This is a genomic window from Nocardia sp. NPDC050718 (assembly GCF_040654235.1).
In the GTDB taxonomy this organism is placed as follows: domain Bacteria; phylum Actinomycetota; class Actinomycetes; order Mycobacteriales; family Mycobacteriaceae; genus Nocardia.
Genome location: NZ_JBFAHQ010000001.1, coordinates 236,073 through 255,790, shown reverse-complemented (window position 1 = coordinate 255,790; position 19,718 = coordinate 236,073). Strand labels below are relative to the sequence as shown.

The 19,718-nt window shown below is 70.5% G+C and carries 13 protein-coding genes and 1 pseudogene; 9 read left to right on the top strand and 5 right to left on the bottom strand.

The genetic code is table 11. From position 1 onward, the window contains the following. Positions 1–258: 258 nt before the first annotated feature. Positions 259–3,234, bottom strand: a complete 2,976-nt coding sequence (locus AB0H54_RS01150; protein ID WP_357341963.1) for an FAD-binding and (Fe-S)-binding domain-containing protein — start codon at positions 3,232–3,234, stop codon at positions 259–261. 181 nt (positions 3,235–3,415) lie between these two features. Between AB0H54_RS01150 and AB0H54_RS01145 the strand changes: the two genes are divergently transcribed. After that, positions 3,416–5,302 (top strand): ABC transporter ATP-binding protein, encoded by a 1,887-nt coding sequence (locus tag AB0H54_RS01145; protein WP_355275207.1) that lies wholly within the window; start codon positions 3,416–3,418, stop codon positions 5,300–5,302. Positions 5,303–5,326: 24 nt separating this feature from the next. Here AB0H54_RS01145 and AB0H54_RS01140 read toward each other — a convergent pair whose 3' ends face one another. After that, positions 5,327–6,019 (bottom strand): GntR family transcriptional regulator, encoded by a 693-nt coding sequence (locus tag AB0H54_RS01140; protein WP_218718368.1) that lies wholly within the window; start codon positions 6,017–6,019, stop codon positions 5,327–5,329. Between the two features lie 243 nt (positions 6,020–6,262). Between AB0H54_RS01140 and AB0H54_RS01135 the strand changes: the two genes are divergently transcribed. From AB0H54_RS01135 to AB0H54_RS01105, 7 genes are read left to right on the top strand one after another with little or no spacing between them, the layout of a single operon-like run. After that, a complete protein-coding gene (locus AB0H54_RS01135) occupies positions 6,263–7,183 on the top strand; it encodes an ABC transporter permease (protein ID WP_355275211.1) in 921 nt (306 codons plus the stop codon). Next, positions 7,180–8,052: an ABC transporter permease gene (locus tag AB0H54_RS01130; RefSeq protein ID WP_357341962.1), complete on the top strand. Its 873-nt coding sequence runs from the start codon at positions 7,180–7,182 to the stop codon at positions 8,050–8,052. Before AB0H54_RS01135 ends, AB0H54_RS01130 begins: the two co-directional genes overlap by 4 nt. Next, on the top strand, positions 8,049–9,050 hold the full coding sequence (locus tag AB0H54_RS01125; RefSeq protein ID WP_357341960.1) for an ABC transporter ATP-binding protein: 1,002 nt from the start codon (positions 8,049–8,051) through the stop codon (positions 9,048–9,050). Before AB0H54_RS01130 ends, AB0H54_RS01125 begins: the two co-directional genes overlap by 4 nt. After that, complete coding sequence (locus AB0H54_RS01120) at positions 9,047–10,045, top strand: oligopeptide/dipeptide ABC transporter ATP-binding protein (protein ID WP_357341957.1); 999 nt, start codon at positions 9,047–9,049, stop codon at positions 10,043–10,045. Before AB0H54_RS01125 ends, AB0H54_RS01120 begins: the two co-directional genes overlap by 4 nt. Next, a complete protein-coding gene (locus tag AB0H54_RS01115; protein WP_357341955.1) occupies positions 10,042–11,571 on the top strand; it encodes an ABC transporter substrate-binding protein in 1,530 nt (509 codons plus the stop codon). Before AB0H54_RS01120 ends, AB0H54_RS01115 begins: the two co-directional genes overlap by 4 nt. Before the next feature lie 4 nt (positions 11,572–11,575). Further along, complete coding sequence (locus AB0H54_RS01110; RefSeq protein ID WP_357341953.1) at positions 11,576–12,826, top strand: amidohydrolase family protein; 1,251 nt, start codon at positions 11,576–11,578, stop codon at positions 12,824–12,826. Continuing rightward, positions 12,826–14,316, top strand: a complete 1,491-nt coding sequence (locus AB0H54_RS01105) for a chlorohydrolase family protein (RefSeq protein ID WP_357341951.1) — start codon at positions 12,826–12,828, stop codon at positions 14,314–14,316. Before AB0H54_RS01110 ends, AB0H54_RS01105 begins: the two co-directional genes overlap by 1 nt. Before the next feature lie 19 nt (positions 14,317–14,335). On the opposite strand, the gene AB0H54_RS01100 is transcribed toward AB0H54_RS01105, so the two are convergent. Together AB0H54_RS01100 and AB0H54_RS01095 are read right to left on the bottom strand one after the other, a co-directional pair. Further along, the gene (locus AB0H54_RS01100; protein ID WP_357341950.1) at positions 14,336–15,331 is read right to left on the bottom strand and encodes an acryloyl-CoA reductase; all 996 of its coding nucleotides are present in this window, start codon (positions 15,329–15,331) and stop codon (positions 14,336–14,338) included. A gap of 16 nt (positions 15,332–15,347) precedes the next feature. After that, positions 15,348–16,427 carry a DNA polymerase IV gene (locus tag AB0H54_RS01095; protein ID WP_357341948.1) on the bottom strand — a complete coding sequence of 360 codons (1,080 nt, stop codon included), beginning with the start codon at positions 16,425–16,427 and terminating at the stop codon, positions 15,348–15,350. 150 nt (positions 16,428–16,577) lie between these two features. On the opposite strand from AB0H54_RS01095, the pseudogene AB0H54_RS01090 reads away from it, so the two are divergent. Further along, positions 16,578–16,985 (top strand): annotated as a pseudogene (locus tag AB0H54_RS01090) (PaaI family thioesterase); the annotation flags it as partial. A 243-nt stretch (positions 16,986–17,228) separates the two neighbouring features. Here the strand turns inward: AB0H54_RS01090 and lon are convergent. Beyond that, positions 17,229–19,700: an endopeptidase La gene (lon, locus tag AB0H54_RS01085; protein ID WP_357341946.1), complete on the bottom strand. Its 2,472-nt coding sequence runs from the start codon at positions 19,698–19,700 to the stop codon at positions 17,229–17,231. Between the last annotated feature and the right edge of the window lie 18 nt (positions 19,701–19,718).

The following is a 19,718-nucleotide window of genomic DNA, read 5'->3' as shown; positions in this document are numbered from 1 at the left end:
GCGACGATGCCCATTCGTAATATTCGCCACGTTCACTGCGATGTAGGGCGTGTTGGCAAACAGCCGGCATCCCATCGATGCAGGAGGTACCCCGATGATCACGAACGCACTCAATTGGCTGCTGGCGGCGTGGGGCAGCGGGTCGGCGGGCAGCTCGGGGTACCACATCGCACCGGGGACCTTGCCCGGCGGTAGCTGAGGTTCTACCGCGAGCGGCTCGTGCGCGCGGACGCTGCGCAGGGGCCGATCGGCCGCGTGTCAGCCGCCGAGCAGGAACGTCGCCAGCGGCACTCCCCTGGCGTTCGCCAGCTGCTCAGCCTGCGTCCGGCAGGAGAATCCGTCCGCCAGGAAGGTCGCGTCGGGGGCGCCGCGCAGGGCGGGAAGCAGCGCGCCCTCCGCGACCGCGACGGACACGTCGTAGTGCCCGCGCTGCATGCCGAAGTTACCTGCCAGCCCACAGCACCCGGCCAGCTCCTCGACGGTGACGCCCATCGCGGCGAGCAACCGGCGCTCCGCGGCGAAGCCGCCGACGGCGTGCTGATGGCAATGCGGCTGCACCACGACCCGGCCAAGGGGACGCCGCGACGGCCGCCAAGCGGGGTGGTCGACCAGGACCTCGGCCAGGGTCCGCACCGCGGCCGCGACCTGCGCCGATCGCGGATCGTCGGCCAATAGTTCCGGCAGGTCGGCGCGAAGAGCGGCGGTACACGAGGGTTCGAGACCGACGATCAGGCCGCCCGCCGCCGCATGCTCGGCCAGGGCACCCACCGTCGCACGCAACCGGGCGCGCGCGCCGTCGAGCTGTCCGGTCGTTATCCACGTCAATCCACAGCAGACCCGGGCCGTGGGGACGCACACCCGGTAGCCGAGTCGCTCGAGCAGGACAGTCGCTGCGATCGCGTTCGCCGGGTCGAAGGCGTCGGTGAAGGAATCCACCCACAGCATCACCGTGCGCTCGCCTACCTCCGCCGCCGGGCGGCCCGCGAGTGCGCCGGTCGGCAGCGCGTCGGCGGGCGACGATACGGACAGGTCGACGCCGACGGCCTGCGGCACAGCGGCGCCGGTGCTCGCGGGGGCGGGATTGTCGAGGAGGGGGTCCGGCAGAAGGTGGCGGTGGCGGGTGCGGCGCAGGGCGGTGGTGGCGGGTTCGGCGCGGAGGTTGCCACCGATTTCCTGCCAGATTCGGCGGAACGGAGTCGGCGCGAGGGCCGGCGCCTCACGGCGGGGATCGATACCGACCGCGCGCATGGCGGTTCGGCGGAGCAGCGGGCGGGCGGCGAGGGCATTGGCCAGACGTGGAAAGTGCTGGGCGGCAGCGAGCCAGCGGGGGAGCTGGCCGAGGATGTAGTGGTCGAGGGGACGGAGGCGGCCTCGGTAGCGGCGGTACAGGGTTTCGGATTTGTAGGTGGCCATGTCGACGCCTGCCGGGCAGTCCGATCCACAGGCCTTGCAGGACAGGCAGAGATCCAAGGACTCCTCGACTGCCGGTGCGCGCCAGTCGAGTTCACCTCGGACGACCTCCTGGAGGACGCGGGCGCGACCCCGGGTGCTGTCCTTCTCGTCGGAGGTCGCCACGTAGGACGGACACGTGAAACCGCCGGAGGCGCGAGTGTCCGCCCGGCACTTGCCGATTCCTACACATCTGTGCACAGCTGTGGACAGATCGCCGGAGTCGTCCGCGAGCGCGAAGCCACCCGCCGAGGTCAGCGGCCGGAGACCGGCGACGCGCAGGTCGGCGTCCACCGGCACCGGGGCGACCAGCACGCCGGGGTTGAGCACGTCGCCGGGATCGAACAGCGCCTTGAAGCCGGCGAAGGCGGCACGGGCGGCGGGGGAGTACATCACCGCGAGGAGTTCGGATCTGGCGCGGCCGTCGCCGTGTTCGCCCGAGAGCGATCCACCGTGGCGCACCACGAGTTCGGCGGCGTCGAACAGGAAGGACCGGAAGCGCCGCGGCGCGTCGGTGATCGGGAAATCGAGGCGGACGTGGATGCAGCCGTCGCCGATGTGGCCGTACAGCAGCCCGTCGACCTCGTATTCCGCGGTGAGTGAGGCGAATTCGCGCAGATAGGCCCCGAGCCGGTCGGGCGGAACGGCGGCATCCTCCCAGCCGGGCCAGGCCGGTCGGCCGTCCGGCGTGCGCCCCGCCAGACCGGCGCCGTCGGCACGGATGCGCCAGAGTGCCGCCGCCACCGCCGGATCGGTGACGATGCGATGGTCGTCGGCGTTCGCTTCCCGGCACAGCCGCTCGGCCAGCGCGAACGCCTCCGCCGCGCTCGCCCCCGCCGTCTCGACGAACAGCCACCCGCGCCCGCGCGGCAACTCGGGCACGGTGCCGCGATGGGCGCGGACCCGGTCGACCAGACCGGCATCGATGCCTTCCACCGCGATCGGCCCGCAGCCGGTGACGGCGGCGACATCGTCTGCCGCCGTGGCGATATCGGGATAGCCGAGCACCGTCAGCACGGTGGCGGCGGGCAGCGGGGTGAGGTCGATCTCGGCATCGAGCAGTAGTCCACAGGTGCCCTCGGTGCCGACGAGTGCCTTCGCGATCGACGAACCGCGTTCCGGTAGCAGGTGTTCGAGTCCGTAGCCGGACGCCTGCCGATCGAATCGGCCCAGCTCGGTGCGCAGCACGGCGAGGTTGGTCGTGGTGAACCCGGCCAGGCCGGGGACGACGCCGAGGTCGTTGCCGAGCACCCGCTCGGCGCCCGTCCCGTCGACGACGCGCAGCGACCGCACCCGATCGGAGGTGCGCCCCCAGGCCAGTGCGTGCGGTCCACACGCGTTGTTGCCGATCATCCCGCCCAGCGTGCAGCGGTCCTGGGTGGACGGGTCTGGCCCGAACCGCAGCCCGTCGGGCCGCAGTCGTCGCTGCAGGTCGGACAGCACGGCCCCCGGCTGGACCAGGGCCGTGCGCGCCTCGGGATCGACCGCGAGCACGGCCCGCATATGCCTGCTGAAGTCGAGCACGATCCCGCGACCCACGGCATTGCCCGCCACCGAGGTGCCCGCCCCACGCGCGGTCACCGGCAGCCCGTGCTCGCGGGCGAAGACAACGGTCGCGGCGACGTCGGCGTCGTGGCGGGGGAACACCACCAGCGCCGGCCGGACCCGGTAGTTGGAGGCGTCGGAGGCGTACTCGGCCCGGCGGCGGACCGCCGCGTCGACCGCGCCGTCGACCCGGCCGCGCAGGGCATCGGCCAGCAGCTCCGCGCTCCGATCGTCGTCCACCCGACCAGCCTAATCAGCACCGGCGCACGCCTGAGCGAAGCCGGAGGGACGCCACGTCCGGCCCACTTTCGCTGTCGGCGGAACGGGCGGCCCCAGGAAAGTATTTGCGGTCAACCTTTGTTGAGGTTTTAGTGTCGGTGGGCAGGAGTTCGATGGGCGGGGAGCGAAGAGGAGTACGGCAGTGAGTATCGAATCGGTGGCCTACAGCCAGATGTACCGGCGGATGAACGCGCCCGAGGAGGAGCGGCCGTTCAGCCTGTCCACCGCGCGGCGCATTCTGCGTTTCGCCGAGGCGCACTGGCGCCGAATCTCGGCGTTCCTGCTGCTCAGCATCGTGGCCGCGGTGCTCGGCGTGGCGACGCCGGTGCTCGCCGGTCGCGTCGTCAACGACATCGTCGGTGGCTCGGCGCCGCGCACGGTGGTCCTGCTCGCCCTCGTCATCGCGGGCCTGGCGGTGCTCGACGCCGGGCTCGGCATCGTCATCCGGTGGCTGTCCGCCCGGATCGGCGAGGGCCTGATCCTGGACCTGCGCACCGCCGTGTTCGACCACGTGCAGAAGATGCCGGTCGCGTTCTTCACCCGCACCAGGACCGGCGCGCTGGTGAGCAGGCTCAACAGCGATGTGATCGGCGCGCAGCGCGCGTTCAGCGACACCCTGTCGGGCGTGGTCACCAACCTGGTGACGCTGGCGCTCACGCTGGCGGTCATGCTCAGCATCTCCTGGCAGATCACCCTGCTCGCGCTCGTGCTGCTGCCCGTGTTCGTGATCCCGGCGCGCCGGGCCGGTAACCGCCTGGCCGCCATGCAGCGCGAGGCCGCCCAGCTCAACGCGGCCATGAGCACCCAGATGACCGAGCGCTTCTCCGCGCCGGGCGCCACCCTGGTGAAGCTGTTCGGCAGGCCGAAGCAGGAGTCCGCGGAGTTCGCCGTGCGCGCCACCCGGGTCCGTGACATCGGCGTGCGCACCGCCATGCTGCAGACCACCTTCGTCACCTCGCTCACCCTGGTCTCCGCGCTGGCCTTGGCCCTGGTCTACGGCCTCGGCGGCTGGTACGCGCTGCGGGGCAGCCTCGACGCCGGTTCGGTCGTCGCCCTGTCGCTGCTGCTGACCCGCCTCTACACCCCGCTCACCGCACTGGCCAGCGCGCGTTTGGAGATCATGTCGGCGCTGGTGAGCTTCGAGCGCGTGTTCGAGGTGCTGGACCTGAAGCCGCTGATCGAGGACGCGCCCGGCGCGGCCCCGGTCGCGGACGGTCCGGTCGCGGTGGAGCTGGACGGGGTGAACTTCGGCTACCCCTCGGCCGACAAGGTGTCGCTGGCCTCGCTGGAGGACGTGGCGACCCTGGACACCAGGGGCGGGGTGGAGGTGCTGCACGAGGTGTCGCTGCGCGCCGAGCCCGGTCAGCTGATCGCCCTGGTCGGCTCCTCGGGTGCGGGCAAATCGACCATCGCCCAGCTGGTTTCGCGCCTCTACGACGTCGACTCCGGCGCGGTCCGGCTCAACGGCACCGACGTGCGGGAGCTGACCACCGAGTCGATCCAGCGCACGGTCGGCCTGGTCACCCAGGACGGCCACCTGTTCCACGACACGATCCGGGCGAACCTGCTGCTGGCGCGGCCGGAGGCCACCGAGGACGAACTGTGGGACGCGCTGCGCCGGGCCCGGCTCGGCGAGCTGGTCGACTCGCTCACCGACGGCCTCGACACCGTCGTCGGCGAGCGCGGCTACCGGCTCTCCGGCGGTGAACGGCAGCGCCTGACCATCGCGCGGCTGCTGCTCAAGCAGCCCCGCGTGGTGATCCTCGACGAAGCCACCGCCTCGCTGGACTCCACCTCCGAAGCGGCGGTGCAGGAAGCGCTCACCGAGGCGCTGCAGGGCCGGACCGCCCTGGTGATCGCGCACCGGCTGTCCACGATCCGCTCCGCCGACCAGATCGTGGTGCTCGAACAGGGCCGGATCGTCGAGCGCGGGACGCACGCCGACCTGCTCAACGCCGACGGCCGCTACGCCGAGCTCTACCGGACCCAGTTCGCCGAGGACCCGGTCGCCGTCACCACCGCGGCCTGACCAGCGCGCACGCCGGCCCCGCCCTCAGGCGGGGTCGGCGTGCCGCAGCGCGGTGACGATGGCCAGCGTCGGTGTCCGGCCCGCCTCGGTGTGGCTGAGCATGGCGTATTCGGCCAGCCGTTCGTCACCGGAGGAGATCGCCTCGATGAGATGGCGATGCTCGTCGCGCTGCTCCTCGGTGTCGCGGTCGGCGGTGAGGAAGAACAGCCAGGCCATCCGGGCCAGGATGGTGCGCATCAGCTGGGTGAGCAGGCTGTTGCCGGACAGTTCGACGATCGCGCCGTGCAGCTTCGCGTTGGTCTCGGCGATCCGCAGCGGATCACGAGAGTCGGTGGCCACCTGGGCTTCTCGCAGCGCGGCCCGCAGCGGGGCACTGTCGTGCCCCTGCCGGATGCGGGCGGCCGCGAGCCGGGCACCGAGCGGTTCCAGCCCGATCCGCACGTCGAACAGTTCCTCGACGGCCGCGCGATCCCAGGAGCGAACGACGGCGCTGCGCCGGGGGAGCGCGCTGACGATACCGTCGAATTCGAGCAACGCCAGCGCCTCACGCACCGGCAGCCGCGAGGTGCCGAGCATGGCGGCGACGCGGGCCTCCGGTAACTTCTCGCCTTCCCGGTATACCCCGGTGATGATGTTGCGCCGAAGTTCGTCGTAGATCCGCCGGGTCTGGGAGGTGTCGTCGACGGCTTCCGCCGGGCGACGTTGGTCTCGGGCCACGGAGTAAGTCTACGAATATATCTTTGGTCGACTGTTATTTCGTCTGGTCACGCACCGGTGCACACCATTCCGCCACCGGATCCGCGCGCGGACAATGGCCGAAAAACACCTACTGACCACGAAATATATATCTTTTCGACCAGACCCATCATTCACCGGACCGAAACGTGCGGAACACGAGCGGGATACACCCGAATCCAATTCTGTATACCGATTCCCCATCGGCCACAGAGAGGATGCGAGTTGGCCGTCTATCTCCTCCGCCGCTTCGCGCAGGCGGTGATCACCGTTTTCGCCGTCATCTCGCTGGCGTTCCTGCTCGGCAGGCTGACCGGAAGTCCCGCCGCGTCGCTGCTGCCCGAGACCGCGAGCGAGGCCGACATCGCGGCGCTGAACCACGAACTCGGCTTCGACAAGCCGCCGCTGACCCAGTTCCTCGACTACCTCACCGGCATCCTGTCCGGCGATTTCGGCGACTCCTACCAGCAGACCGGCACCTCGTCGATGTCGCTGGTCCTGCAGCGCCTGCCCGCGTCGCTGCAATTGGGTGTCGCCGGCTTCGCGATCGGCCTCGCGCTGGCCTTCGCCGTCGTGCTCGCCGTTCATCTCAGTGGTCGCTGGTCGCTGCGCGGGGTCGCGCTCGGGATCGGCGCGGCCCGGCTCGCGGTGCCGGACTTCCTGTTCGGCTTGCTGCTGGTCTTGGTGTTCTCGGTGACGCTGGGCTGGTTGCCGTCGCTGGCGGGTGCCGATCCGCTGGCGATCGTCATGCCCGCGGTGACCATCGCGACGGCGCAGTTCGTCGTCTACTCGCGGCTACTGGACAACTCCCTGGTGTCGGAGAGCGCGCAGGACTACGTGCGCACCGCCTACGCGCGCGGCGAGCGCAGGTCGTCGGTGCTGCTGCGCGATGTGCTGCCCAACGCGCTGCTGCCGGTGCTCACCATTTCGGGAATCACGTTGGGCACCTTGCTCGGTGGGTTGGTCATCGTCGAAAACGTCTTCGCCTGGCCGGGTTTGGGTCAGCTCATGCTCGACGCGGTGTTCAACCGGGACTTCCCGGTGGTCCAGTCCGGGCTGGTGGTGATCGCGACGATCTTCGTGCTCGTCAACTTCGGCATCGACGTCCTCTACGGCGTCATCGATCCGAGGGCGAGGGTCCGGTGAGCCGTCCCCGTCACTTCGCCACGCTCGCCGGCGTCACGATGATCCTGGCCGTCGTCCTGTTCTCCCTGCTCTACCCGCTGTTCCCCGGCTACGACCCGTACGCGCAGCAACTCGCGTCGGCGTTCGTGCGGCCGTTCACCGACGGGCGCTACCCGCTCGGCACCGATTCGCTCGGCCGCGATCTGGCGAGCAGGCTGGCGCTGGCCGGGCGGATCACGCTCGGGCTGGTCCTGGTGATCGTGGTGGTCAACGCGCTGATCGGGATGGCGATCGGCACGGTGTCGGGCTACTTCCGCGGCGTCACCGACAACGTGCTGATGGGCGTGGCCGACGTGCAGCTCGCGGTGCCGATGACGCTGGTGATCATGGCCGTGTCGGCCATTCGCGGCCCGAGTACCGCGCTGATGGCCACGATCCTCGGCGTCACCTTCTGGGTCGGCTACGCCAGGGTGGCGCGGTCGGTGGCGCTCGGGCTGTCCGGCCGGGACTTCGTGATCGCGCCCAAGCTGCTCGGCGCGCGGTCGGGCTGGGTGATGCGCAAGCACGTCCTCGGGCATGTCACCGCGCCGGTGCTGATCCTGGCCACCGCCGACCTCGGGAACGTGCTGATCATGATCTCGTCGTTCGACTATCTCGGCCTCGGCGTGCAACCGCCGACGCCGAGCTGGGGCCTGATGATCACCGACGGGCAGAAGTACCTGCGCCAGGCCCCGTATCTGACGATCGTGCCCGCCGTCGCCCTGCTGCTCGTGATCGGCGGAACCCTGCTGGCCAGCAGGCGATTCACCGACGAGGGGCAGGGGCTGCGCCGGGTCAGGCGGGCACCGCGCGGCCGTCGCGGCGCTCTCGCGAAGGAGGTTGCGGCATGAGCGCGCTGTTGGAGATCACCGATCTCACCGTGGGCTACACGACGGCAACGGGGGAGCGCGTCGTGCTCGTCGATTCGGTGAGCCTGACCCTGGCCGAGGGCGAAGTGCTGTGTCTCGTCGGCGAATCCGGTTCCGGCAAGTCGGTGACCATGCTCGCCGTGCTCGGCCTGCTGCCCGCACCGCTGGAGATCTTCGGCGGCAGTGTGCGTTTCCGCGGCGCCGAGCTCGTCGGCGCCGACGACGAGACGCTGCGGCGGCTGCGCGGCGCCGAGCTCGGCATGGTCTTCCAGGACCCGATGACCACGCTCAATCCGGTCCGCCGGGTCGGCACCCAGATCGGTCGCGCGCTCGCGGTCCACCAGCGGCTCGACGCCACGACGCGCAAGCGGCGGGTAGTCGAACTGCTCGCCGCCGTGGGCATTCCGCAGCCGGCCGAGCGGGCGAAGGCCTACCCGCACCAGTGGTCGGGTGGCATGCGGCAGCGCGCGGTGATCGCCATGGCCATGGCCAACGATCCGGCGGTGCTCATCGCCGACGAGCCGACGACCGCCCTCGATGTGACCATCCAGGCCCAGCTCATGGAGGTGCTGGCGCAGGCCCGCGCCCGCAGCGGCGCGGCGATGGTGCTGATCACCCACGATCTCGGGCTGGTCGCCCAGTACGCCGATCGGGTGGCGATCATGTACGCGGGCCGGGTCGTCGAGTCCGGCACCGTCTGGCAGATCTTCGACGACGCCGCCCACCCGTACACCCGGGGACTGCAACGCAGTCTGCTCGGGCAGTCGGGCAGCGCCCGTGCCTATGCCATTCCCGGCGCGCCGCCGTCGCCGACGCGACGTCCGGCCGGATGCGGCTTCGCCCCGCGCTGCGAGTTCGCCGGGAAGACCGGCGAATGCGATACCACGGCACCGGTTCTCGTGCCGCTGGCCACCGGCCGCGCGGTGGCCTGTCCGCCCGCGGTCGAGTCCGTATCGATCGAACAGGACCTCTCCGCATGACGACGATCGACGAGCCCGAGGACGTGATCCGCGTCGACGGGCTGGAGGTGAGCTTCACCAGCAGGCGCGGCCTCCTCGGCAAGCGCAGGCTCCGCGCGCTCGACGGCGTGAGTTTCGCGGTGCGCCGCGGCGAGACCTTCGGCCTGGTCGGCGAATCCGGCGGCGGCAAGTCGACGCTGGTCCGCACGCTCTTCGGCATCAACACCCCGAGCGCGGGCTCGATCCGCGTCCTCGGCCACGACCTGGCGACCCTGCGCCCGCAGGCCAGGCGCGCGCTGCGCAACCGGGTGCAGCTGGTGTTCCAGGACCCGTACTCCTCCCTCGATCCCCGGATGACCGCGCACGACATCGTCGCCGAGCCGCTGCGCATCGCCGGCGGGTACCGCGAGGAGCGCGTGGTGGAACTCCTCGACCAGGTTGGCCTGGGCCGGGACGCGCTGGCGCGCAAGCCCGCCGAGTTCTCCGGCGGGCAGCGGCAGCGACTCGGCATCGCCAGGGCGCTCGCCCCGGGACCGGAGGTGCTCGTCCTCGACGAACCCGTCTCCGCGCTGGACGCCTCGGTGCAGGCCCAGGTGATCAATCTGTTGCAGGACCTGCAGGAACAGCTCGGCCTGTCGTATCTGTTCATCGCTCACGATCTTTCGGTGGTGCGCCACCTGTCCGATCGGATCGCGGTGATGCACCTGGGCAAGCTCGTCGAGATCGGCCCGACCGAGGACGTGTTCACCGGCCCGGGGCACCCGTACACGCGGGCCCTGATCGCCTCGGCCCCCGTGCCCGACCCGCACCGGCGCCGCCGCGACACCGCGACGCTGGTGCGCGGCGAACTCCCCGATGCCGCGAACCCACCGAGCGGCTGCACCTTCCGCACCCGCTGCCCCCTGGCGACGCCCGAATGCGCCTCGCACGTACCGGAACTCGAACCACAGGGCCGCACCGACCATGTCGTGGCCTGCCTGCGCCCGCTGGCACGCCCGTCGAAAGGAAACCGATGAAACCGATCACCCGCGGAATGGCGACGGGGCTCGCCGTCCTCGCGTTCACCACCTTCACCCTCAGCGCCTGCGCACCGGCGGGCACCGACACCGCGTCGGCGAAGACGCTGGTCGTCGGCGCGGTGACCGAACCGACGGACGTCCCCGATCCGATCAGCGACGGCTCGCTGGCCGGCTACAACTACTACTTCGCGACCTTCGACCAGCTCGCCCGGTTCGACAGCGAAGGGGTGATCGGTCCGAAGTTGGCGACCAAGTGGGAGCACAACGCCGACTTCACCCAGTGGACCTTCACGATCCGCGACGACGTGAAGTTCCACAACGGCGAACAACTGAAGGCCTCCGACGTCGCGTTCACCTACAACAAGATCAAGGCCACCCCGACTGGCGATCCGGCCACCTACATGGAGATGTTCACCTCCGCCGCCGTCGGTCCCGGCAACACCGTGGTGTTCAGTCTCAACGCCCCGTTCTCCGCGTGGCCGACGATCACCACCGGCGTCTCGATCGTGCCCGAATCCGTCTACACCGCACTGGGTTCGGCCGGGTTCGCGGCCGCGCCCGTCGGTTCCGGGCCGTTCGTCTTCGATCACTACACGCGCGGCGTCGAATACGCCGTCAAGCGCAATCCGGACTACTGGGGCGAGAAGGCCGCGCTCGAGGCGGTCACCTTCAAGACGGTGGCCGACGCCGACGCCCGGCTCAACGGTGTGCAGTCCGGCAGCCTCGACATCGCGCTGATCGCGCCGAACCAGGTGTCGGCCGTCGACGGTGCCAAGAGCGTGCACATCGAGTCGCGGGTCTCCAACGGCGTCACCTTCCTCGGCATGAACGCCACGGCGGGTCCGCTGGCCGACCAGCGGGTCCGCGAGGCGATCGCGCTGTCGATCGACCGCGAGGGCATCGTGAAGACCCTGCTGGCGGGCCGCGCGACGGTCGACAACCAGCTGGTCGCCGAGAACGTCGGCGGGTTCGACCCGAAATACCCGGCGCCGGTGCGTGATACCGCCAAGGCCAAGCAGCTGCTGGCGGCGGCGGGCTACCACGGCACGCCGATCCCGTTCCAGTACGCGACGAACGGGCGCATCCCGCTGAGTTCGGAGATCGCGCAGGCGATCCAGGCCAACCTGGCCGAGGTCGGCATCACCATCACCCTGCAGGGCACCGACCAGAGCAGCCTGTCGCAGATGATCTACACCAAGAAGTCCGCCACCGGGATCTATCTCAACACCTACGCGCCGTCCACCATGGACGGTGACGCGCCCATCGCCTCGATGTTCGGCGGGCAGTGGAACGACTACGCGATGCTGCCGGAGACCCAGGCGCTGGTCGCCAAGACCCGGACCGTGGCCGGGCAGGCCAGAATCGACGTGTACCGCGAGCTGTTCACCCTCAACGACACGAAGGCCCTGCTGATCGGCCTGTACACCCCCGACGCCAGCTATGCCGTCGATCCGGCGCTGCGGTGGAAGCCGAGGGCGGACGGGATGATCACCGTCGACGCCGCGGCCTTCGGAAAGGACTGACTCCATGGGAGATTCGCTGCTGCTCACCGACGTGCGCCCGTGGGGCGGCGACCCGGTGGACGTGCTCGTCGAGGACGGGGTGGTCGCCGCGGTGGCCGCCACCGGAACGACGACGACAGCGGCGGAGCGGGTCGACGGCGCGGGCAGGCTCGTCCTGCCCGCCCTGTCCGACGTGCATCTGCACCTGGATTCCAGTCGCCTCGGTCTGCCGTACCGCGCGCAGACCGGGGCGCCGGGCCGCTGGGGACGGATCATGAACGACCGCGAGCACTGGCGTCGCGCCGAGCGCTCGGTGACCGATCGGGCCTCGTTCACCCTCGCCGTCGCGGTCGCGAACGGCGCCACCAGGATTCGCAGTCACGCGCAGGTCGACGCCGACACCGGGCTCGCGAAGCTCGAGGGCGAACTCGCGGCGCGGGAACGCTACGCCGCGGTCTGCGATGTGGAGATCGTGGCGTTCCCGCAGGTCGGCATCCTGCTCGAACCCGGTGTCGTCGACCTCATGGACGCGGCGCTGTCGGCCGGGGCCGACCTGGTCGGCGGGATGGACCCGTGCGAGCTGGACCGCGATCCGGTGCGTCATCTCGACGCGGTGTTCGGGCTGGCCGAGAAGCACCAGGCCGGGATCGACATCCATCTGCACGAGGCGGGTGAGCTCGGGCTGTTCACGCTGTCGCTGATCAGCGAGCGGGTGCGGGCGCTCGGGATGGCGGGGCGGGTGACCGTCTCGCACGCGCGGTGCCTGGCGAGCGGCCTGCCCGGGGTGCCGGCGGCGATCGAGCGGCTGGCGGAGTTCGACATCGCCCTCACGCACGCGGCGGGCGCGCAGGGCTGGGCGCTGCCCCTGCTCGAGCTGGCGGCGGCAGGCGTGCGGGTCGGTGTCGGGATGGACGGGCAGCGGGACTATTGGTCGCCCTACGGCAACGGCGACATGCTCGACCGCGCGTGGCAACTCGCGTTCGTCAACGGGTTCGGCTCGGATCAGCACGTGGAACACGCGCTGGCCGTGGCGACCTGGGGCGGGGCGAGCGTGATCGACCGGAGTCTGCATCCACTCGATCTGGGCGACCCGCATCCCGGTTTCGCGGTCGGTGATCCGGCGGAGTTCTTCCTGGTCGACGCGGTGAGTCCGACCGCCGCCGTGATGGACCGGCCCGCCGCGCGGACGGTCATCCACCGGGGTGCCGTGGTTTCCGTCGACACCGCGATCGAGGGTTTCGAGATTCCGGGGCGTTTCGGCAGGGAGGGGAGCTGATGACACGGCGCAGCATTCGAGCGCGGCACGTACTCGCGTATTCGCCGATCGACGCCGATGCCGCGGGGAAGCCCGAAGGGCACGTGCTGCTCACCGATGCCGAAGTGGTGGTCGAGGATTCGCGCATCGTGGCCGTGGGGCCGCGCGGCGCGGAACCGGCCGACGAGGTGATCGAACTCGGGGACGCGCTGTTGCTGCCCGGTCTCATCGATCTCGACGCGCTCGCCGATATCGACCACACGATTCTGGACTCGTGGCAGTCGCGTGAGCTGGGCCTCGGCCTGCAGTGGTCACGTGACTACGCCACGCATCGACGGCGGGCCGTGTTCGATGCCGAGGAGCGGGCGTTCATCCGCGAATACAGCTTCGTCCAATTGATGCTGCACGGAGTGACGACGGCGATGCCCATCGCCTCGGAGGTGCACAGCGACTGGGCCGAGACCTTCGACGACGCCGTCGCGATGGCGGAGGCGGCGCAGCGGCTCGGCCTGCGGGTGTACCTGGGGCCCGCGTATCGCTCCGGGGTCAATGTCGTCGACGCGGACGGCACCCGCTCCATCTACTGGAATGAGCGACTCGGCCGCGACGGATTCGACGGTGCGGCACGTTTTCTCGACTGGGCGGCCGCGCGCGGATCCGATCTCGTGCACGGCACGCTGCTCCCGTGCCGGATCGAGACGCTGACCGAGGAGCTGATGCGGCGCACAGCCGAACTCGCGTCGGCGACCGGCGTCCTGGTCCGCCTGCACGCGCTCCAAGGGTTGCTCGAGCGCGAGTTCATCGTGGAGCGGTTCGCCGCGCCACCGCTGGACGTGCTGGCGCTGACCGGACTGCTCGGGCCGAATCTGCTGATCCCGCACGGTATCTACCTGGACGCGCACCCTCGGGTCGACGCGGATACCGACGACGATCTGGCCACGCTGGCCGCGTCGGGAGCCGCGATCGTGCACTGTCCGCTCACCTCGGCCCGGCACGCCTCGGCCCTGGACACCTTCGACCGGTACCGCGCGGCGGGCGTGCGGATCGCCCTCGGCACCGACTCGTTCCCGCCGGATCTGGTGCGCGGCATCGATATCGGCGTCACCATCGCCAAGCTGCTCACCCACCGGCTCGACGGCGCGACCTACGCCGACTACCTGACCGCGGCCACGCTCGGCGGCGCGGACGCGCTCCGGCGCCCCGACCTGGGCAGGCTCGCGGTCGGGGCGACCGCCGACCTGGTCGCCTTCCGGCTCGACGATCCGCGCGACGGCGTGCTCGACGATCCGATCCGCACCCTGTGCATGAACAGCACCGGGCGCGCGGCGGACTTCTCCATGGTCGCCGGGCGGATCACCCTGCGGGACGGGGTGATTCCCGGCATCGATCTGCCCGCCATGACCCGCCGCGCGCAAGGACTGTTCGACCGGATGCGCTCGGCCTACTCCGAGCGCGACCACCTACGGAGACCAGCCGACGAGCTGTTCCCCGCATCGTTCCCGGCGAAGTAGGCCGCGCGGCGGGCGTCGCTCAGAACTCGCCCGCGACGCCGATCACCGAGCGACCGGAGTGGGTGCCGTCCTTGATCGACTGCAGCACCGCGCCGACCTCGGTGATCGGGGCGAACGACTCGATCGTCGAGAGATGCTGGGGACGCAGTTCCTTGCCGAGCGCGGTCCACAGCGCGCGCCGCTTCTCGATGGGCAGGAAGACCGAGTCGATGCCGATCAGGCTGACCCCGCGCAGGATGAACGGCAGCACGGTGGCGGGCAGTTCGGCGCCGCCGGTGAGGCCGCTGGCCGCGACGGCGCCGCCGTAGCCGATGGAGCTCAGGACGTGCGCCAGCGAAGCGCCGCCGACACTGTCCACCGCCGAGGCCCACTGCGCCTTGTTGAGCGGGCGCGGCTTGGCGTCCGGGTCGAGCGGGAGGCGGCCGATGACCTCGTTGGCGCCGAGCTCGGCGAGCAGGTCGCCCGCGTCGGTCTTGCCGGTGGAGGCGATGATCTCGAAACCGAGGCCGGACAGGATGTCGATGGCGACGGTGCCGACACCGCCGGTCGCGCCGGTGACCAGGACCGCGCCGTCGTCGGGGGTCAGGCCGTTGTCGAGCAGGGCCTGCACGCTCATCGCCGCGGTGAAGCCCGCAGTGCCGATGGTGGCGGCGTCGCGGGTGTCCAGGCCGTCCAGGCGCACCACCCACTCCGCCGGCACCCGCGCGTACTCGGCGAAGCCACCGTTGCGGGAGACGCCGATCTCGTAGCCGTGCGCGATCACCTGGTCGCCAGGGGCGAAATCGTCGGACTCGGACGCGATCACCTCGCCGGTGAGGTCGATACCGGGCACGATCGGATAGTTGCGCACCACGCCGCCGCGCGGGGTGATCGCCAGCAGGTCCTTGTAGTTGGCGCTCGAGTAATGGACCTTGATCGTCACCTCGCCTTCGCCGAGGAAATCCTCCCCGACCTGCTCACGAGCGAGCACGATCCCACCGTCGGATTCACGGGCAACCATCGCGGAGTAATCCATGGGTTCGAGCATACGATCAACGGTCCGGCTCGGGCGGCAGGAGTTCGAGCCGAACGCCCAGCAGGCGGACGGGGCGGTCGAGGTCGAAGCGGTCGATGATGGCCAGGGCCGTGTGGACGATGGTGGCGACGTCGGAGGTCGGCTGGGGGAGTTTCTGCTGCTTGCTGCGGGTGTAGAAGGTTTTGGTGCGGACGGTGACCGCAACGCGGGTGCTGATGCGGTGGTGCTCGATCATCTCCTCGGCGACCTCGGTGGCCAGGCGGGCCACTTCGCGGCGGATCTCGTCGGGGTCGGTGAGATCGTGCGGGAAGGTCTCGGACTTGCTGCGGCCCACCGGGATGCGCGGGGTGGTCGAGAGCTCGGTGTCGCCCTTGCCGTGTCCGAGGACCCACAGGTAGGGGCCGGTGTTCGGGCCGAACTCGGCGGCCAGGCGCTGCCGGTCGGCGGCCATCAGGTCGGCGACGGTGACGATGCCGAGGTCGGCCATGCGCTTGGCGATCCGGGCGCCGACGCCCCACAGCGCGTCGGTGGGGCGGTGGCCCATCAGGTCGGCCCAGTTCGCGGCGGTCAGCTCGAACACCCCGGCCGCAGCGCCCGGATCGTGCTCGGGCTCGGCGGAGGTCTTGCCGGTCGACTTGGCGAACCCGGTGGCCAGTTTCGCGGTGAGCTTGTTGTCGCCGATGCCGACCGAGCAGGTCAGGCCGAGCGCGGTGATCGCGCGCCGGATCTCGGCGGCCAAGCGCCACGGATCGTCGTCGGTGGCGACGAAGGCCTCGTCCATGCCCCAGATCTCGACGGCGCCGGCGACCCGGCCCAGGGTCGCCATGATCTCGTCGGAGGCCACCTCGTAGGCAGCCATGTCGACCGGCAGGAAGACACCCTCCGGACACTTGCGCTGCGCCATCTTCAACGGCATGCCCGCGCGCACGCCGAAGGCCCTGGCCGGATACGACGCGCAGGTGACGACCTTGCGCGGCTGCGCGGGATCGCCTTCGCCACCGACGATGACCGGCTGTCCGCGCAGCTCGGGGCGACGCCGGAATTCCACCGCCGCCTGGAACTGGTCGAGATCGACATGCAGCAGCCACTGGGGCACGGTTGAAGTATTACCGCACGGTACCGACAAAACGGCGCAACCTTCGCACCCGGCGGTGCGGCACTGGCGTACTCGTCACTCACCTTCGGATGGCAATATCCGTAGCGCGCCAACCGATGTCACGACCGAGCTCGAAGAACGGAACACCCGATGCCGACCGAAGCCACCACCCTCGACCTCGACCTGGCCCGCCAGGTACTCGCCGCGCAACCGTTCGCCCGACTCGTCGGCACCGAACTCACGGAATTCGGGGACGGCGCGGCCACACTGGTGATCGAGATCCAGCCCGAGCACGGGCAGCAGTTCGGTTTCGTGCACGGTGGCGTGCTGGCCTACGCGGCCGACAACGCGCTCACCTTCGCCGCGGGCACCGTCCTCGGACCCAACGTGCTGACCGGCGGCTTCACCATCACCTACCTGCGCCCCGCCCTGGGCGAACGGCTGCGGGTGCACGCCACCGTGCTCGGCGCCACCCGCCGCCAGGCGGTCACCCACTGCGACGTCTACGCCGAGACCGAGGGCGAGGAGCCGATCCTGTGCGCGGTCGCGCAGGGCACGACGCGGCGGGTCGAGAAGGACCTCGAGCGGGTCGCCGAGGCGGGCGCCGACGAGGACACCGAGTTCGACGACGAGGACGGGTTCGACGAGGACGACCAGGACAGCTACGACACCGACCAGCTCGCGATCGTCACCCCGGTGCCCGAGGAAGCGCCCGCGCTGCCGCCCACGGTCAGCCGATAGCGATTCCGGACCGCGAACGGGCCGTGCACAGGTTGTGCACGGCCCGTTCGGTTCGATGGGTCAGGCGCTGACGGCGAAGCTGCCGTCGGCGGCCGGCTCGGCGACCGGCTCGATGGCGTAGGCCAGGATGTCGGCCACGTCGGCGACGGGACGGACGTCCAGGGCGGCCAGCACCTCGGCCGGGACCTCGTCGAGGTCCGGTTCGTTGCGAGCCGGGATGAAGACGGTCTTCAGTCCGGCGCGCTGGGCGGCGAGCAGCTTCTGCTTCACGCCGCCGATCGGCAGCACGCGGCCGTTCAGCGTGACCTCGCCGGTCATGCCGACATCACCGCGCACCTGACGGCCCAGCGCCAGCGACACCAGCGCGGTCACCATGGTGACGCCCGCCGACGGTCCGTCCTTGGGCACCGCACCCGCCGGGAAATGGATGTGGATGTTGCGGTCGAGGACCTTCGGCTCGATGCCGATCTCCGCCAGGTGCGAGCGCACGTAGGTCAGCGCGATCTGCGCCGATTCCTTCATGACATCGCCCAGCTGGCCGGTCAGGGTCAGGGCGCGCTCACCCTCCGCGGCGTTGGCCTCGATGTAGAGCACATCGCCACCGGCGCCGGTGACCGCCAGACCCGTCGCCACGCCGGGGACGGCGGTGCGTTCCACCGAGTCCGGGGTGAAGCGGGGACGGCCGAGGTAGTCGGTCAGGTTGTCGACGTCGACCACGAGATTCGTCGGCCGACCGGCAGGCTGTGGGCCGGACTCGATGTCGATGACGTTGTCGTAGCCGAGCCCGGGGTCGTACCCGAGCACGGCGCCCGCGCCGAGCGAGCCGTTGTCGACCAGCGTCTGCTCGTCCGGGCGGCCGGCGTCGCCCGCCACCAGGCGGGTCGCCGCCTTGCGCAAGGCTTTCGCCACCAGTCGCTCCATCTGGCGCACGCCCGCCTCGCGGGTGTAGTTCGCCGCGATCTCGCGCAGCGCCGCGTCGGTGATCGAGACCTCCTCGGCGGTCAGCGCGTTGCGTTCCAGCTGCCGGGGCACCAGGAAGTCGCGGGCGATGGCCACCTTGTCGGCCTCGGTGTAGCCGTCGACGGTGATGAGCTCCATCCGGTCCAGCAGCGGGCCGGGGATGGTGTCCATGACGTTGGCCGTCGCGATGAACAGCACGTTCGACAGGTCGAGGTCCAGGTCCAGGTAGTGATCGCGGAAGGTGTGGTTCTGCGCGGGGTCGAGGACCTCGAGCAGCGCCGCCGCCGGGTCACCGCGGAAGTCGGAGCCGACCTTGTCGATCTCGTCCAGCAGCACGACGGGATTCATCGACCCCGCCTCCTTCACCGCGCGCACGATCCGGCCGGGCAGCGCGCCCACGTAGGTGCGCCGATGGCCCCGGATCTCGGCCTCGTCGCGCACGCCACCGAGGGCGACGCGAACGAACTTGCGGCCCAGCGCCTTCGCGACCGACTCACCCAGCGAGGTCTTGCCGACACCGGGCGGACCGACCAGCACGAGCACCGCGCCCGAGCCACGTCCACCGACGACCTCGAGGCCGCGGGCGGCCCGGCGCGAACGCACCGCCAGGTACTCGACCATGCGGTCCTTCACCTCGTCCAGGCCGTGGTGATCGGCGTCGAGCACGGCGCGGGCGGCCGAGACATCGGTGCTGTCCTCGGTCTTCACCGTCCACGGCAGGTCGAGCACGGTGTCGAGCCAGGTGCGGATCCAGCCCGATTCCGGGCTCTGGTCGCTGGCCCGCTCCAGCCTGCCGACCTCGCGCAGCGCCTCGGCGCGCACGTTCTCGGGCAGGTCGGCGTTCTCCACGCGGGCGCGGTAGTCGTCGGCGCCGTCGGGTTCGTCCTCGCCGAGTTCCTTGCGGATGGCGTTGAGCTGCTGGCGCAGCAGGAACTCGCGCTGGCTCTTCTCCATGCCCTCGCGGACGTCCTCGGAGATCTTGTCGGTGACCTCCACCTCGGCGATGTGCTCGGTGATCCACTCGATCTGCTTGGTCAGCCGGGTGACGACATCCGGGGTCTCGAGCAGTTCCCGTTTCTGCTCGTTGGACAGGTACGGCGCGTAGCCCGCCGTGTCGGCGATGGCGTCGGGGTTGTCGAGCTGGTTGACGATGTCGATGATCTGCCAGGCCTCCCGACGCTGCAGCACCGCGACGACCAGCTTCTTGTATTCGGCGGCCAGCTCGGTGGTCCGCTCGTCGGGCGCCACCTCCTCGACCGGTTCGGCCTCCACCCAGAGGGCGGCGCCGGGCCCGGTCACACCGTGCCCGATCCGCGCCCTGCGCTCGGCCTTCAATACGGCGGCGGGAGCGCCACCACGCATGCGTCCGACCTGCTCGATCGAGGCGACGACGCCGTAGGAGGCGTACCCCTCGTCCAGCCGGGGCGCGACGAGCACGGCGCCGGTCTTCCCGGCCTGCGCGGCGTCGATGGCGGCCTGCGCGGATTCGTCCAATTCGATGGGCACGACCATGCCCGGCAGCACGATCGGATCGGTCAGGAACAGCACCGGCAGGTTCTGAGCTGTAGTCATGTCGACCCTTCCAAAGTT